The organism is Ruminococcus sp. AM42-11, from assembly GCF_003480145.1.
GTDB lineage: Bacteria > Bacillota > Clostridia > Lachnospirales > Lachnospiraceae > Blautia_A > Blautia_A faecis.
Genome location: NZ_QUIO01000001.1, coordinates 1 through 16211 on the forward strand (window position 1 = coordinate 1; position 16211 = coordinate 16211).

Consider the following 16211-nt stretch of genomic DNA (forward strand, 5'->3'; position numbering starts at 1 on the left):
CGAAATCCGCTGATTTACTGCGTAAATCGCTACTTTCTCATATTTGGCGTGTCCCAAGTTCAAAAGCCTTATCGTGCAAGCACGAACAGCTTTTTGACCTTTTGACACTGGTATCATCAAATTAGTTGAAATAAACCATCTCATCAGCCAGAGGTTCGCACGGGGTCACATTCTCTGCATAAAGAACAATTCCCTCGCCCTGGTACTCAGAACGGTTTTCAAAGGCAACCTTGGCAGTCACCTCAACCCACTCGCCGGGCTTCAGCTTCGGTGCATATGCACTCTTACAGATATATCCCAGGAATGAAGTATCATCTGCACAGCAGGTCATGGCAGTACGTCCCGGAATGAAGAACTTGCTGCCCATACCTCTCGGACGTCTTGCACGAGCCTTAAATCGAAGAGTTTTTCCCACATAGCGATCCGGATGATCCATAGCATCTACAAACCAGATTCCGTAATCTTCAGGCGGAATATCTACAATCTCTGCATCCAGGTCAAATGGCATCTGATCTGCGAAAATATCCGTCATCTCGCCTTCTTCGTCCTCAAAAATAACCTCTGCACTTGGGTTTACAACCTTAATGCTTCTGCGGAAGTTTGCAAGAGGATATTCTTTCTTGCTGCGGTTAAACACAACCATATCCGCATTACGAACCATATCCATAAAAATGGATTTCATATTCTGCATATATACCTGGAATGTGCTTGCATCTACACAGGTAATGTGCTGTTCAATTCCCCAGCCTGCCGGGAGCTTCATCTCCTCAAATTTGCTTACCAGCCACATTCCATTATATTCCATAACCACACGCTCCGGCTGATGGATAATATCCAGTGCCTGAAGGCGCTCCGGTGTAAAATCTTCTTCTTTCTCAATAACCTCAACTACAACATTATCTTTTGCAAGAGCCTCTTCATCGTACTCTTCCTCTCCCTCTTCGCAGAGAATGAGAAGTGTCTTTCCCCCTGTACGGAAGTAATCCTGCTGGAGGGTAAAGCTAAGGAAAGAGGTCTTGCCGCTTTCCAGGAAGCCGGTTATGAGATAAATCGGTACTGTAATTTCATCCATTTACAGAAACCTCCCTGTATTTTTCTTAATTAAAAGCAGTACGTTCGCATATATCGCTTATAAACAGCAACAAACAAGCTTACAAAAAGCCTTTTATCCGTTTATATGTCAAGCATTAAGCTACGCCGAACAGCTTGGCCAGTTTCTCTTCATTTAACTTGGAACCAATTACGCAAAGACGTCCGGTGTACTCCGGTGAACCTTCACGGATCTCAGTTTCTTCCGGAACCATATCGAAGTAGATCCATGTTCCGTCCTCTGCCGGAAGCATTCCCTTAGCACGAAGGATCACGCCATACTCTTCAGAAGCGGAAAGGCTCTCCAGCATTTTCTCAAGCCCTTCTCTTGTAAACTTCTTAATAGTCTCACGTCCCCAGCTGGTAAATACTTCGTCTGCGTGATGATGGTGATGATCATGATGATGTCCGCAGCCACATTCGTCATCATGGTCGTGATGATGATGCTCATGATCGTGGTCATGTCCGCAGCCGCACTCATCATCATGGTCGTGATGATGATGCTCGTGATCATGGTCATGTCCGCAACCGCACTCATCATCATGGGCATGATGATGATGCTCATGCTCCTCTTTCAGCAGCTCATCCGCCAGAGATACCGGATGCTCCATAACCTCCAGGATTTTCTTTCCATCCAGCTTCTCAATCGGAGTGGTAATAATAGCTGCCTTCTCATTGATAGAACGAAGAAGCTCCATAGACTCCATTGCTTTCTTCTCGTCTACAATATCGGTACGGCTCATGATAATCGCGCCTGCATACTGAACCTGATTGTCAAAGAACTCGCCGAAGTTTCTCATATACATTTTGCATTTCTTGGCATCAACAACTGTAGTGTAGCTGTTCAGCTGAATATCAACATCCTCTTCCACACCCTGTACAGCCTTGATAACGTCGGAAAGCTTACCAACACCTGATGGCTCGATCAGGATACGATCCGGATGATACTTCTCTACAACTTCCTTCAGGGAAGCACCAAAATCTCCAACCAGGGAACAGCAGATACATCCGGAGTTCATCTCACGGATCTCGATTCCGGCATCTTTCAGGAATCCCCCGTCAATACCAATCTCACCGAACTCATTCTCGATCAAAACTACCTGCTCACCTTCAAATGCTTCTTTCAGCAGTTTCTTAATAAGAGTTGTCTTACCAGCTCCAAGGAAACCGGAGATAATGTCAATCTTTACCATTTTGTATTCCCCTTTCTATTATGTCAGAAAAAGGGGACATGACCAAGTCACATCCCCTAATATATTTATCCCAATTTCACAGTTTTATGCAAATCAGCCGTTGATCATGAAGTGCATAAGCTTATCAATGTCTTCTTTCTCATATGCAACAATCTCAAGCTCCGGAATCTCACCGTTAGAGAAGATGTTTGCAAGAGATACATACTGTGATAATTTAGATTTCAGGTTCAGTCTGTCACCTTCGCCAGTTACAAGCTCTACTTTACCAGCGCAACTGTCTACTACATCAAAAAATTTCTGAATGTCTTTAATATTAGATACCTTCATGTCAATATTCTCCTTTCAACATGTACAACTTTTTCCATTTCTTTTTGTTCGGGCTCATTATATCTCAACTTTTTCCAAATAGCAACAGGTTTTTCGCCTTCTGAAAAAAAATCCCCAACAGTCACAAACAAAACCCGAATTTGCCCCATTCTTTGGGTATTTTTTATACTAAATTATCACAACAATCTGAAACTTGTCTGTGAGAATTGTTCCTTGCGGAATTTGGAAGCTTTTAATACTGGAACACAGCAACTCCGTAAGCTGGCAGCGGATAAGCAAAGGAGAACGGACGATTGTCACAATCCTGCTTTTCTGCCTTAAATACCTTTTTCGCCGTCTGTCCGTTTTCATCCAGAACCAGTGTGTATTGTTTCTTCTTCGGCACACCAACACGGTAATCTGGACGTTCTACAGGAGTGAAATTGCATACTACCAGAAGGTTATTTCTTTTTGTAGGGGATTTCCTTACGAAGCTGTAAATACTTCTGTCCCCGTCATCTGCATTGATCCACTCAAAGCCAGACGGATCCGTATCCGTTCCATAGAGCGCAGGATATTTGCGATACATCTTCAGCAATGCCTGCACAAAATCCTTCAGATCCCGATGCTTCTCTTCCCCAAGAAGGAACCAGTCAAGTTCTCTCTCCTCGCTCCACTCCCGAAGCTGACCGAATTCCTGCCCCATAAACAAAAGCTTCTTGCCCGGATGGCAGAACATAAATGTATAAGCAGCCTTCAGATTCTTAAACTTATCATCTAGCTCACCTGGCATTTTCTCCAGCATAGACTTCTTCAGATGAACCACCTCATCATGGGAGATTACCAGCACATATTTCTCACTGTAAGCATATGTCATGGAGAAAGTCATCTTATTATGGTTAAACTTACGGAAATATGGGTCCAGCTTCATGTATTCCAGGAAGTCATTCATCCAGCCCATGTTCCATTTTAGGGAAAATCCAAGGCCGTCATCCTCTGCCTTACCTGTAACCTTCGGCCATGCGGTAGACTCCTCTGCGATCATTACAGTACCATGGTTTCTTCCAAGAACCACTGTATTCAGATGCTTAAAAAACTCAATTGCTTCCAGATTCTGATTTCCGCCATATTTATTGGCTACCCACTGACCATCATTCTTTCCATAATCCAGATACAGCATGGATGCAACGGCATCCACACGAAGACCGTCCACATGACACTCCTCGATCCAGAACAGGGCATTTGCGATCAGGAAGTTCTTTACCTCCGGTCTGCCATAATTGTAGATCTTAGTTCCCCAGTCCGGATGCTCTCCCTGTCTGGGATCTGCATGCTCATAAACTGCAGTTCCGTCGAAATTCGCCAGTCCATGGGCATCCTTGGGAAAATGTGCCGGCACCCAGTCCAGAATAACCCCGATTTTCTGTCTGTGAAGATAATCTACCAGATATTTGAAATCCTGGGGTGTTCCATAGCGGGAAGTAGGTGCATAATAACCGGTGACCTGATATCCCCAGGAACCGTCATAGGGATGCTCTGCAATTCCCATCAGTTCCACATGTGTATAGCCCATATCCTTCACATACTGGGCAAGCTTCACCGCCAGTTCCCTGTAATTGAAAAAGCCTTTCTCATTCTCCTCTGTAGCCGGATGCTTCATCCAGGAGCCAGGATGTACCTCATAGATCGCCATGGCATCCTTAGTCTCGTCAAATTTCTGACGATTCTTCATCCAGGTGGTATCTTTCCATTTGTAATCCCCGATATCCGTGATTCTGGATGCCGTTCCCGGTCTTAATTCTGCCTCATTTGCATAAGGGTCAGCTTTATAAATATGCTCCCCGTTCATTCCTACAATAAAAAACTTATACAGCTGTCCAATTTTCGCTCCAGGGACAAATGTCTCAAATACACCGATCGGACCTGCCTTTTTCATTGGAGCAGCCTGTTCATTCCAGTCATTAAACTCTCCAATTACAGAAACAGCCTGCGCATTAGGTGCCCATACAGCAAAATAAACACCTTCTTTTTTCCCTTGTTTCACAGGATGTGCGCCAAGCTTTCTGTAAACATCATAATGGGTTCCCTGACCAAACAGATACTGGTCAAGCTCTGTAAACTGTAATTTCTCTCCCATCAGAAAGTTACCTCCCTAAACTTTCAAATTCTTATGCACATTATAACATACTCTTTTCCTCCATGCCACCAAAAACTTGTCTATTATTCATAAAAAATCTACATCAAAATTCATTTTTACTGTAAAAAATACGCCTGTACTTTGACATTTTTCTCATAAGTACAAGCGTATACTATCATTCACACTATACAGCATCTGCAATTTCCGGAAGTCCCGAAGCTTAACACATATGCCAGACAGACTCTAGAACCTCTTATTTTCTCCGTTATTCGCCTGAGTCGCTGCTAAAATCCCCTTCGCTATCCTCACTGCCGTCTGTGTATCCGTCACTTTCACTGCCGTCGCTTCCATCACCGGAACCATCACTGAAGTCGCTCTCATCTCCATTACTGCTGTCATCTGAACTGCCATCAGAAGTTCCATCTGTGGAAGAGTCCTCAGAAGAGCCATTTCCATTATATCCAGGCACATAACCTGCATCAAGGGCGCTCTGCCAGAACTCTGCATATTTTGCCGTCTGAAGGGTAACATTCTTCGCCGCTGCCATCTCACTTACCGTTACCAGTTTATATCCCTGTGCAATAAGATCTGGAATCAGTCTGAGTGCCGCATCAACAGAAGGACCATGAATATCATGCATCAGAATAACGGCTCCGTCTCCCAGATTGCTGTCATTCATAATGCCATTGTAATCCAGATCTGCATCCAGATATTTCCAGTCCAGACTGTCAATAGACCACAAAATAAAAGGTTTCCCAACTGCCGAAATAATTTCGTCATTGCAGTCTCCATAAGGCGGACGAATCACCGTGGACTCCTGTCCACAGGCATCGATCAATGCCTGATCGGTATCGCCGAATTCCTTTATAACATCATCAATACTCAGATTCAGCATATCCTGATGATCCCAGGAATGGTTTCCGATCTCACAGCCAAGTTCCACCATTCTCTTCACTTCGTCCGGATACTGTCCAACCAGCTGTCCCAACATAAAGAAGGTAGCATGTGCATTGTTCTCCTCCAGACAGTCCAAAAGCTTGTCTGTATACTGTCCCGGACCATCATCAAAGGTAAGTGCGATCAAAGGGCGTTTCTTCTCAGCATTGTAAGAACCATCCTCATTAAAATAATAATCGTTTACCCCCTTGGTCACCCAGCCGGTCTCCATGTATCCATTGGAATCAAATGCATATTTCACTCCGTCAATCTCTGCAAAACCATTGGTATAATATGTACCATCTGCATTCTGATACCAGCGTCCGCTGGAATCCTCATGCCAGCCTGGAGTCAGTGAAGAAACCTTGGTCACATCACTCTGTCCTTTCAGAGGCTGTCTCAGGGCATCTGTGGAATTGGAGTCTGCATTCGAAGCAGCTCCGTCACCTGCATCCGCCTGCACGCTCTGTGATTTCCCAGTACTCTTTCCTCCCACACGACTTACGATTGGAAAAATCACTCCTCTTATTACAAAAATCACAGCCAGCACCATTGCCACAACATAGGTGACCAGCTTAATGATCTTCCTTCGTCTTATCTGGCGCTGTTTCCTGCGCATTCTTTCGCGCAAAACCCTTCTATCCATTCATACTCCCTCTTTATCTCTCGTTACATAGTGGAAAAAATTTTCCGCAAAAAAGTTCTGTCATAGCACTTCTCTCAGCTCCAGATCATCTGTTACAAGAAGAATATCCGCTTTCTTTCCAACAGAAAGGGAACCAACTTCATCATAAATACCAATACTCTTTGCCGGATTTCGTGTTGCTGCAAAAATCGCTTCTTCAAGGGGAACACCAAAAGAAACAGCCTTGCGCATACAATCATACAGGTTCGTAGCAGAACCGGCAATCGTACCGTCCTTCAAAGTTGCCTTACAGTCCTTCATCGTTACTTCCTGTCCACCCAGCTGGTAGGTTCCGTTCTCCATTCCAGTAGCCATCATAGAGTCACTGATCAGTACAATCCTCTCTGGTCCAAACATCTTAAATGTAGCGCGGATCACAGCGGGATGAATGTGAATGCCATCACAGATCATCTCTGCCATACACTGCCCATCATCACAGGCAGCTCCGATCAGTCCTGGTTCTCTGTGCGCCAGTGGCTGCATGGCATTATAAAGATGTGTCACATGGTGTGCACCTCTTCTCATGGCCTCCGCTGCTGTATCGTAATCAGCTGCTGTATGACCAAGGGAAATGCACACCTCATTATGTACCTCATCAATGAATTCCATAGCACCATCCACATTCGGTGCCAGAGTTACCAGCTTCACCATATTTCCGGAATATTCATTCAGTTCACGGAAAAATCCGGCATCTGGTTTGCGGATATAGCCCTCCACATGGGCGCCTTTTTTCTTCGCATCCAGAAATGGGCCTTCCATATTGATTCCCCGGACAGCAGCTCCGTCTTTCATTTCTCCCACAGTCTTAATAGTAGCAAAAATTTCCTTCAGTTCTTCTGCCGGCAATGTCATGGAAGTAGGACAATAGGAAGTAATTCCGTGACTCTTTTCATATTTCAGAATAATCTTAAGTCCTTCCGGATCAGCATCGGAAAAATCATGTCCAAATGCACCGTGACTGTGAATATCCACCAGCCCCGGAAGCACCCTGAGCCCAGCCGCGTCTACAATCGTCTTGTCCGTAACCTCATCCTCTGAAGCCACGATTCTATGATTCTCCACATACAGATCCTGTAATCTGAAGCTTCCATCCTCCTGAAAAACTTCTCCATTTTTAATAATCATAACTCCATTCCCTCCTGAGATTCATTGGCTGCTGTTTCTGTTATAAGCGGCAACCGTCAATTCTCCGTACTGTCATCCTGTGTATCTGTTGAAGCATCCGCTGCTGTGCCTGTATCTGCGGTTGCACCAGCTTCCTGCTCTTCTGCTGTATCCCCGCCATCCGTGCTCTGTCCGTCAGTCGTACTGCCATCTGCATGATCTGCTGCTTCTGTTCCCTCAGCAGCCTGTGCATCCTCACCTTCAGCAGATGTATCCGCTGCTGTCTGATCATAATTAGCATTTGCAATAATGAAATCCTGAACTCTCATAAGTCCGATACTCTCATCCACTGCAACCTGACCGTAAGTATCGATAAGAACTGCAAGATCGCCAGAAGCATACTGCTCTACCAGCTGATTCTGGATTGCAAGACTTTCCTCATCCTCCAAAGTCATTCCCTCTGCGTCCATGATTCCCTGAATAAGCAGATTCTGTTTTACCTTGGCCTGGGCATACTGCTGGCACTGGGCTTCGAAATCATCCATGGAAACGCCCTGAGACTCTACGAAGTCTTCAAGCTCCATATTTCCCTGCTTCGCGTATGCTTCTGCCTGTTTCTTAAATGTCTTCACTGCCTCTTCTACGTCTTTCTCTGGATATTCCACAACCTCAGAATTGGTGTAAACAGTATTCCATGCAGTGCTGCGCAGACTGCTGTCGGCCTGATCCTGTGCTTCCTGCTCCAGCTGTGCGCGAACAGAAGCCTTATATTCATCAATTGTCTTGTAATCGGTATTCGCTGCAACCCAATCATCGGTCAGTTCCGGTGGTCTCTTAAAGCTCTGCACGGTAATCTGGAATACTGCATCCTGTCCAGCCAGTTCACTGTTGCGGTAGCTCTCCGGGAAGGTTACCGATACGTCTTTCGTCTCACCCTTCTTCATTCCCACGATTCCTTCTTCAAATCCAGGAATCATTGTGCCGCTTCCGATCACAAGGTCATAATTATTACCAGTTCCACCTTCAAAAGCTTCCCCGTCTTTTGTACCTACGAAATTAATAGTAGCGGTATCACCATTCTGGATGACAGCGTTCTCATCTGTCACTTCCACTGAATTGTCTTTCAAATTCTCTGCGATACGATTCTCAATATCCTCATCTGTCACTTCTGGTACAGAATTATCAAGAGTTATCCCCTTATAGTCTGCAATTGTAACATATTTCTCCACATTATCCACTGAAACCAGGCGTGTCGCACCGGTAGAATCTGTATAAGGTTCCTGTACCTCTTCTTCCTCTGCCGAATCCTCTGCCTGCTGCTCTGTGGCAGTGCTCTCACTCTCTGTACTGGTAGTTTCTTTATCACTTCCGCAGCCATTTACAGCAAGTGCCATACACATTACTAACGCTGCCAAATATACTTTTCTTTTCATTTCATACTCCCTTCAGTTACTCTTTTATAAAATTATCACATTTTCTATTAAAAAGGAAGCCCACTGAGGCAATCATTTTTATTTTATCTCCGCCGCGTTACTGTTCACTGGTAACGTTCCGCGAGGTGTTTTATGTGAACAAAGTTCACATAAAACCCGAGAATCTCAGCGCAAAATCATGCGAATCCATGCCCTCTTTGCAGCTGGTCTTATCAGCCCCCATTCATAGGCGGTACAGGAGTGGGTCTGGATGGGTCAAATACCTGGCTTACGTCAAACAGATCTGCCAGCATGTCCGGATTGTAATACATTCGGTATCCATCCACGTTTCTTCTTCCCATCCGGAAATATTCATCTGTCATCTGTACAAAATATTGATTAGAATCCACGTTGCAATAATAATCATATCCCTGGGATTTCAGATATTCAAATTTCTCATTGCCAGTATACTCTCCGCCGTTATTAATATCTGCTCCGAAAGCAAAGATAATAATATCTGTTCCGCCAATAAGAGGGTCAATGTTCTCTTTGAAATTCTGTGTATCTGTTTCAAGGCGTTCCATGGAAACTGTGGACATGTTTTTATGTCCCCATGTATGGCTGGCAAAAGTCCAGCCCTCCGCCTTCATAGCATCTGCAACCTTTTTCGCTTCTGCCCGCTCTATATCCAGATCAAAATCAGGATGCGCGTCAAGCCACGCCTTTTTATCATCATTCAGATCATCTGGTCTTGTCTGATAGCTGATATCTGTGCGGTAACCCAGGATTCCATTGTAGCCTGTAAGCGCTACAATTCCCTTATGTCCATGATATGCAAAATCAGGATGTTCCTCCACAAACCGGTCGATCAGCGGTACAACATCATAGTCACCTACAACTGTGCTTCCATCATCCTGTACATATTCGTTGCGAACCTTCCCCTCTTCGTCTATAACAAGCTTGGTGGCAATTCCATCTCCATCCTGGGAGTGATAATAACATACATCGTCCTGCGAAAGAACAAACGGTGTTTTTCCCTTAGGAAGATAAATCTGCTTTGCCTGCATTTTCCCATTTTCATCAACGTCTGCCAGATCATAAAGGTTTACCATTACATATCCCTCGTCATACATGATCTGGGTTATCTTATTAAACTCATCCATAGTGGTCATAACCTGATTATAACCATCTGTCTTGTAATCTCCATCAAACGCCTTGGAAGTATCCACGATCAGGGAATGGTAAAAAATGTGAGTTACCTGTTCTGGAGACCAGGCTACACATTTATCCTTTTTCTTCTGGAATTTCTCTGCAGCATTCTGAAAATGGACATTTCTCACATATGCATTGTCCTTCTGCAAAAGGCTGATTGCACCGTCATAATCATACTGGGCTGCTTTCTCCTTAGCTGTGGTCAGTACTTTCTTCTCGTGACGGATCTGCCTCCTGATGATACCTGTGCCGGCAGCTGCTGCCTGTGGCATAACCCCATTTAAATTTATGGCTGCTGTCTGGGCTGCTTCCTGCTCTGGCTGATTTGCAGAATCTGAAGAATTATCTTCTGTCTTCTCTTTATCGGACATATTCCCGGATTTATCCTGTGCAGTATCCTCTGAATTGTCATCTGTATTTCCAGTTGTCTCATCACTGTCATCTGCCGTGCCTTCACCAGATTCCGGTTGTATATCTGTACTGTCTGAGCTGTCAGCAGCTTCCTCTGTATTAATATCGGGGTTTTCGGTGCTTTCGGGGTTTTCGATGCTTTCGGTGCTTTGGTCAGCCTTTGCCAGTTCTTCTGCTGCCTTGCTCTCTTTACCGGAATTCTTATCAGGAACCAAATCCCTTACCTTGGCTACCAGCGTTTCCATGCCGTCTTTTAACCCTGTCTGCTCTCTATAAAAGTATCCCACACCGCCCAACACTGCCAGAGCAGTAATAATAAGAGCCAGATTACGATTCCGTATCTGCCTCTTCTTTCTCTTCAGATTGCGCTCATGTCTCTCGCGCCGTCGTTCTTCGTAATATATCTCTTCCTGGTGTTCCTTCTCTGCCAGTTCCTGTAATTCTCTGTCAAGCTCCCGCTTGGACTGGCTGTCGGGAACTTTATTCTCTTCCAGACCAGGCTGTTCCTGTTCTGTATCCGATTTCTTCATAATGTATAACTCCTAACTATACTGTAAGCCCCCCTCAAAACACCTTCTTCCCGCAAGACCAGTTAATAAAGAAAACCTACAAAGCTTCCTATTAATCCTGAACGGAATCTGTAATCTGGCATTTATTATAACCATACCAGATAAATCTATCCATTCTGTAACCAGTAGATTTCTATTATACATGATATTCAAAATAATTACCACCTCTTCTCAGTAAATATCCTTGCATTCTATTGCCATATATTGTTAAAATAAAAAACACATGATAAAATATGTTTTAACCTCAAATATCAAAAATATTAAGCTCTATATCAGTCACTCTAAAGGAGGAAAATATGAACAGATCAGATATTATGCGCATCAGCGCACTATTTGAAATAGCCCTGGGTTCTGCTTCTTTGATCGCAGCCCGCTTCTGGATCGGAACCACTAATATTGTGGGCAGACATGTAACCCATGGTGATACTACAGAGGCTTTTGCACTTACTTATGCATTTACACTTCTTCAGATTGCAATTGGAATTATAGGCGTGATGAATGCAGAAAAAGGAAGAATGAGCACCGTTATCTTTGGAATTCTAGCCTTTATTCCCCAGATTGCCCACTTCTTTCATATTAAGGGAAGTATTATACTGGTTCTTATGAATCTTGCAGCATTTGCGGTACCGGTTTTATATGCTTTCACAGCTTATAAGCTTTTTAAAGGAGATAACAAAACAATTGCCTTTTCCAAAAAATGATGTTAAAATGTAGTTTATGTGAAACAAGAATGTAACTGTTCAGTTTCTTCACGGTCACACGTTTTGCGGAACCGTACAGGCTGAATAGTTATTAAGAAACTTTATAATATAGTAGGAGGATAAGTATGCATCCAGTAACAATCGTCCTTCTGGTGATTCTCGTAATCCTCATCGGATTACTGGTTGGTTTATATTTCTTTGGCAAGAAGACCCAGAAGAAGCAGGAAGAACAGCAGGCACAGATCGAGGCAAGTAAACAGACCGTTTCCATGCTCGTTATTGATAAGAAGAGAATGCCACTTAAGGAATCAGGTCTCCCACAGATGGTCATCGACCAGACTCCGAAGCTTCTCCGCCGCTCCAAGATGCCGATCGTTAAGGCTAAAGTCGGACCGAAGATTTCCATTCTTATCGCAGACGAGAAAGTATTCGACCTTATCCCTGTGAAGAAAGAGATCAAAGCTGAAGTAAGTGGACTTTACATAGTAGGTGTAAAAGGCATCCGCGGTAACCTGGACGCTCCGGTTAAGAAGAAAAAAGGATTTTTCGCACGTTTTAAGAAATCTGCTGAGGAAGCTCAGGCAGCCCAGAATGAGACTAAGAAATCCAAAAAGAATAAAAAGAAATGATTATTTTAGCCCTGCCATTATGATGGCAGGGCTATTTTAATGCTCCTTTCCCCATATTGTAATGCCAGACATTATTTCCTGCGTGTTGCATTTTATCAAGAATCTTTCTCTATTTCAAAAAGGATCCTGCATTTCTGCAAGATCCTCATTCTCAATCTTATTTCTCATTATCCATATAAAATTTTCTAAGAAAATACGTCGGCGTACAGCTCCATGCGTGACAGTAGCTGTTAACCATGCTGGAGCCATAAGGGGATTCTTCCCGGTTGTATGGATTGTACAGTTCCCAGAAGGTGTCGGCGCCGTCGCGGATCATCTCGCCCCAGTAACGCTTCATTTCTTCCAGTGCAAGCTCTTTCTCATCACAGCGGATAAGCGCATCAATATAGTGATGATACATATATGGAGTTACCATGCGGATTCTTGGATTCACTTCCATTACATGATGGATCAATTTACAGTTTGTCTCTTTGTCAAAGACACGTGCCAGGATCATCCAGATCTGGGTTGCCCAGGAAGCCTGACGGTCCGGACCGCTTACGAACATTCCAAGCGCTTCATCCCAGAACTCTTTCACTGCTGCCTCTTTCAGCATGGCCTGCTTCTCTTCCAGCCAGCTGATATCCTCCTGTTTATCCAGAATCTTCGTAAGGCGGATTCCATAACGGATACAGTAAATCAGAACTGCTGTAGCTCCGGCCTGCTTATTCAGACCATCTCCCCAGTCCAGGAAGCACCAGAATGCATCACCTAAATCCTCCACAACATTTTTCTCATTTAACTGCGTCATAGCAATGCGGATCTGATCAATTGCCACATCATAAAGATCCCTGAGTGTTTCCAGATCACCGGTTGCCTCATAATAATCCAGAAGCACAGATGAGAAAAACAATGCATAGTCCAGAAGGTAAGTATCATCTGGCTCCATCTCCGGTTCTGTGAATACACAGGCGCTTAGCTTTCCCTCATTAAAAAGCAGTCCTGCAAAAATATACATACAGCGTTTGGCAAGATCATAATTCTTAAAGGTGTAATAATTGGCTCTCGCCTGAAGTCTCAGATCTCCCAGCCACATTCTGCGGTCACGCTTTGGTCCATCCTCAAAAACATCCTGCATACATTCTTTCAGGGTTTTTCGGCTTACCAGATCAATCTGATTCAGAAGCGGATCTCCGAAATCCACAGGCTTTACAGACTCCATATCTACAGCAGAAACCGTATCACAGGAAATACCATCGATTTTCAGCTGGAACTTGGCAGAAGTATCAATTACACGAAGCTCCATATAACGGAAAGAATATCTTCTTGGCAGCTTCACCTTCGCCGGAAGTACATCCACATGAATATACTCCTCCTGAATCCAGCCACGGCTGAGCCAGCCGTCATAATCAGCAGTTTTGTCCGTCATTTCCTCCAGACGCTCACCGAATTTCAGGTAAAAATAAACCGGTGCATCCTGATGGCTTCCTGTTTTACTAAGCTCCAGAGTCACATAACCTACAGCATGATCCCCGAAATCTACAAATACTGTATCATCTCTTTTTAAAGATTTTGCATACAGATTTTCAATTGGGTGCTCTTCTGTAATAACTGTTCTCATCTGGCGGTCTTTTCCCACCATAATTTCCTTTTCAGCCTTAATTTCTTTATGCAAAAGCTCCGGCTTCAGGGCCTCTGCAATTTCCAGAAAACGATTATTTTTATGTACTTCGAAATTCTCAATTATACTATATGATGGCATTATCTTTCCTCCTAAAAATCGTCTAATGTTTCATCGGAATCAGTATCTTCAGCTCAAACCAATTATTCGCCTTGCCCGCCATAACGGAACCGCCATACTTCTCTACAATTTTTTTCATACTCTTCATTCCATATCCATGGAACCGTTTATCTTTCTTGGTGGTGATCGGGATTCCATCCTGAAACTGAACGTTCTCCTCACAGTAATTCTCTGTGCGAATACGGATAAACTGTTTATCCTGAATCACGTGCAGGGAAATCAGACGTTTCTGACGGTCTTTGATCTTCACCACACTTTCAATGGCATTATCCAGCATATTTCCGAAAAGAGCACTGATATCCATATCCTCCATAAAATTCAGCAGCTGTCCCTCACCCATAAATTTCAGCTCAATACCATGTCTCTGACAATGCATGCTTTTACTGGTAAGAATGGTGTCAAGGACCTTATTTCCCGTTTTATTCTGTGTCTCGTAAATCTTGATCTCACGCTCCATCTGTTCCAGGTATTCCCCTGCTTTTTCAGAATCTGCGCCGCTTTTTAAAAGATTGATCTGATGCTTCAGATCATGGTATTTCTGATTTACAATATCAATACTCTCCTTGGAAAGCTTGTAATTTTTGTACTGCATATCCATAATATTCCGAAGCGTATCCTTCTCAAAACGCATCTGGATTTCTTTTACCTGAATGTGATAAGCATAAAGAACTGCCATACCGCTGAGATCTGCCAATGTGCGGATAATAAACACATCCATAGCTGTTCCCGCACTGAAAATACTTTTTACATCCACATAGCTTACATTGCTGATACAATACACCATAATCAGCACAAAATATACAACCAGTAATTCTCTGCGGGTGATCTGCAATTCTTCAATATCCTTTTTCAGATAACGTTCGATCAGATAAATCAGAATGTATAATACTGCATAAATAACTACCATATGCAGCACTCTCCATAACATCTGCTCTGGTGTCCCCTTCTCCTGACCGCTGAAATCACCTGTATAAAAATAATGAATCTGCCAGCACAAAGAGGCTGCAAATTCTGCGTTGATAAATGCCTTCGCACAGAAAAATCCGGTTTCACGCCATGGAAGCTCTCCTGCCATCCTGATGTACAAAAGCATCAGCAAAAACACACAAACCATAAGAGGCATGAAAAACATCTGCTTTATTCCATCTGTAAAAAACATAACGGTAAAAATACTGATAAAGCTCAACACCCCATACACATATTTCCACACATCTTTTTTCCCGCATCCATGCACAAGAATCATTACCAGTGCAGAAAGCCAGTAGGAAATGGCATAATAATATCCGGGAGTGTTGACTACTGTGCCTCTCATTTTTCCACCTCATTCATATATTCATTCAGGGCATCCAGGAAGGGCTTCCTCCTGCTTCTGCTCACTTGAATCGTGTCACCGTTTACCATGATATCACTGCCCTGATAAGTCTCTACAAATTCCAGATTTACCAGATAACAGCGGTTGCATCGGAAATATTTCTTGGGATCAAACTGATTATCTGTATCCCTCATAGTGCCCTTTGTCTCAAAATCCCCATCCAGAGTGTGTAGATCAGCACATGGTCCTGAACCTCCACGTAACAAATCCGCGCCACATCCAGCTTCTTTTTACCTCCCTTCAGAACAATGGTAATGTACTCCTTCTCCGGTGTCTTCACCTTTGCCAGAGCCCTTACCATACTCTCTGAAAATGAAAAATAGGAAATTGGCTTCAAAATATAATCCAGCACATTTACTTTATATCCCTGAATGGCATACTGAGGCATATTTGTAATAAAAATAATAATTACATTTGTATCAAGCTCGCGGATTTTTTCTGCTGCTTTCATTCCATTGAGAAAAGCCATCTCAATATCCAGAATAATAAGGTCATAGCTGGCTGTATAATCGGTTACAATGTCCTCTCCGTCCTGAAATTCTGTTACGGAAAATTTCATCTGGTTCTCTTTTTCATAACGATTCAGGCATTTCTTCAACGCCTCCCGGTCATGCCTGTCATCCTCTACAATTGCAATTCTTATCATAATTATTTCTCACCTATCCTATTCAATCA

General features: G+C 43.5%; 14 protein-coding genes. 2 read left to right on the forward strand and 12 right to left on the reverse strand.

The annotated features are described in order from the left end of the window. Positions 1-121: 121 nt before the first annotated feature. The 8 genes from DW904_RS00005 to DW904_RS00040 all read right to left on the reverse strand — a co-directional run bounded on the left by DW904_RS00005 (position 122) and on the right by DW904_RS00040 (position 11015). Positions 122-1072, reverse strand: coding sequence for a GTP-binding protein (locus tag DW904_RS00005; RefSeq protein ID WP_118577543.1), 951 nt, complete (start codon positions 1070-1072; stop codon positions 122-124). Positions 1073-1187: 115 nt separating this feature from the next. Then, entirely contained in the window at positions 1188-2282 is a 1095-nt protein-coding gene (locus DW904_RS00010; protein ID WP_118577544.1) for a CobW family GTP-binding protein, read from the reverse strand. Positions 2283-2375: 93 nt separating this feature from the next. Then, complete coding sequence (locus DW904_RS00015) at positions 2376-2609, reverse strand: polya polymerase (protein ID WP_118577545.1); 234 nt, start codon at positions 2607-2609, stop codon at positions 2376-2378. 232 nt (positions 2610-2841) lie between these two features. Further along, a complete protein-coding gene (gene glgB / locus DW904_RS00020; RefSeq protein WP_118577546.1) occupies positions 2842-4725 on the reverse strand; it encodes a 1,4-alpha-glucan branching protein GlgB in 1884 nt (627 codons plus the stop codon). A gap of 265 nt (positions 4726-4990) precedes the next feature. Further along, complete coding sequence (locus DW904_RS00025; RefSeq protein WP_118577547.1) at positions 4991-6307, reverse strand: polysaccharide deacetylase family protein; 1317 nt, start codon at positions 6305-6307, stop codon at positions 4991-4993. Positions 6308-6367: 60 nt separating this feature from the next. Beyond that, positions 6368-7471, reverse strand: coding sequence for an N-acetylglucosamine-6-phosphate deacetylase (nagA, locus tag DW904_RS00030; RefSeq protein ID WP_118577548.1), 1104 nt, complete (start codon positions 7469-7471; stop codon positions 6368-6370). A 56-nt stretch (positions 7472-7527) separates the two neighbouring features. Then, positions 7528-8883 carry a trigger factor gene (gene tig / locus DW904_RS00035; protein WP_118577549.1) on the reverse strand — a complete coding sequence of 452 codons (1356 nt, stop codon included), beginning with the start codon at positions 8881-8883 and terminating at the stop codon, positions 7528-7530. A 212-nt stretch (positions 8884-9095) separates the two neighbouring features. Then, a complete protein-coding gene (locus DW904_RS00040) occupies positions 9096-11015 on the reverse strand; it encodes a polysaccharide deacetylase family protein (protein ID WP_347561962.1) in 1920 nt (639 codons plus the stop codon). 335 nt (positions 11016-11350) lie between these two features. Between DW904_RS00040 and DW904_RS00045 the strand changes: the two genes are divergently transcribed. Then, entirely contained in the window at positions 11351-11755 is a 405-nt protein-coding gene (locus DW904_RS00045; RefSeq protein ID WP_118577550.1) for a hypothetical protein, read from the forward strand. A 125-nt stretch (positions 11756-11880) separates the two neighbouring features. Then, positions 11881-12384 (forward strand): hypothetical protein, encoded by a 504-nt coding sequence (locus tag DW904_RS00050; RefSeq protein WP_118577551.1) that lies wholly within the window; start codon positions 11881-11883, stop codon positions 12382-12384. A 157-nt stretch (positions 12385-12541) separates the two neighbouring features. On the opposite strand, the gene DW904_RS00055 is transcribed toward DW904_RS00050, so the two are convergent. Genes DW904_RS00055 through DW904_RS00065 form a run of 4 tightly spaced genes read right to left on the reverse strand, consistent with a single transcriptional unit; the run spans position 12542 to position 16182 of the window. Next, the gene (locus tag DW904_RS00055) at positions 12542-14125 is read right to left on the reverse strand and encodes a family 78 glycoside hydrolase catalytic domain (protein ID WP_118577552.1); all 1584 of its coding nucleotides are present in this window, start codon (positions 14123-14125) and stop codon (positions 12542-12544) included. Positions 14126-14147: 22 nt separating this feature from the next. Next, a complete protein-coding gene (locus DW904_RS00060; RefSeq protein ID WP_118577553.1) occupies positions 14148-15476 on the reverse strand; it encodes an ATP-binding protein in 1329 nt (442 codons plus the stop codon). Beyond that, positions 15473-15670, reverse strand: a complete 198-nt coding sequence (locus DW904_RS24740) for a LytTR family DNA-binding domain-containing protein (RefSeq protein ID WP_347561963.1) — start codon at positions 15668-15670, stop codon at positions 15473-15475. Before DW904_RS24740 ends, DW904_RS00060 begins: the two co-directional genes overlap by 4 nt. Then, positions 15667-16182: a response regulator gene (locus DW904_RS00065; RefSeq protein WP_347561964.1), complete on the reverse strand. Its 516-nt coding sequence runs from the start codon at positions 16180-16182 to the stop codon at positions 15667-15669. Before DW904_RS00065 ends, DW904_RS24740 begins: the two co-directional genes overlap by 4 nt. Positions 16183-16211: the final 29 nt, after the last annotated feature.

Coding starts and splice junctions, on each gene's coding strand:
- DW904_RS00005 (WP_118577543.1), bottom strand. CDS start 1,072: ATGGATGAAATTACAGTACCGATTTATCTCATAACCGGCTTCCTGGAA.
- DW904_RS00010 (WP_118577544.1), bottom strand. CDS start 2,282: ATGGTAAAGATTGACATTATCTCCGGTTTCCTTGGAGCTGGTAAGACA.
- DW904_RS00015 (WP_118577545.1), bottom strand. CDS start 2,609: ATGAAGGTATCTAATATTAAAGACATTCAGAAATTTTTTGATGTAGTA.
- glgB (WP_118577546.1), bottom strand. CDS start 4,725: ATGGGAGAGAAATTACAGTTTACAGAGCTTGACCAGTATCTGTTTGGT.
- DW904_RS00025 (WP_118577547.1), bottom strand. CDS start 6,307: ATGGATAGAAGGGTTTTGCGCGAAAGAATGCGCAGGAAACAGCGCCAG.
- nagA (WP_118577548.1), bottom strand. CDS start 7,471: ATGATTATTAAAAATGGAGAAGTTTTTCAGGAGGATGGAAGCTTCAGA.
- tig (WP_118577549.1), bottom strand. CDS start 8,883: ATGAAAAGAAAAGTATATTTGGCAGCGTTAGTAATGTGTATGGCACTT.
- DW904_RS00040 (WP_347561962.1), bottom strand. CDS start 11,015: ATGAAGAAATCGGATACAGAACAGGAACAGCCTGGTCTGGAAGAGAAT.
- DW904_RS00045 (WP_118577550.1), top strand. CDS start 11,351: ATGAACAGATCAGATATTATGCGCATCAGCGCACTATTTGAAATAGCC.
- DW904_RS00050 (WP_118577551.1), top strand. CDS start 11,881: ATGCATCCAGTAACAATCGTCCTTCTGGTGATTCTCGTAATCCTCATC.
- DW904_RS00055 (WP_118577552.1), bottom strand. CDS start 14,125: ATGCCATCATATAGTATAATTGAGAATTTCGAAGTACATAAAAATAAT.
- DW904_RS00060 (WP_118577553.1), bottom strand. CDS start 15,476: ATGAGAGGCACAGTAGTCAACACTCCCGGATATTATTATGCCATTTCC.
- DW904_RS24740 (WP_347561963.1), bottom strand. CDS start 15,670: ATGAGGGATACAGATAATCAGTTTGATCCCAAGAAATATTTCCGATGC.
- DW904_RS00065 (WP_347561964.1), bottom strand. CDS start 16,182: ATGATAAGAATTGCAATTGTAGAGGATGACAGGCATGACCGGGAGGCG.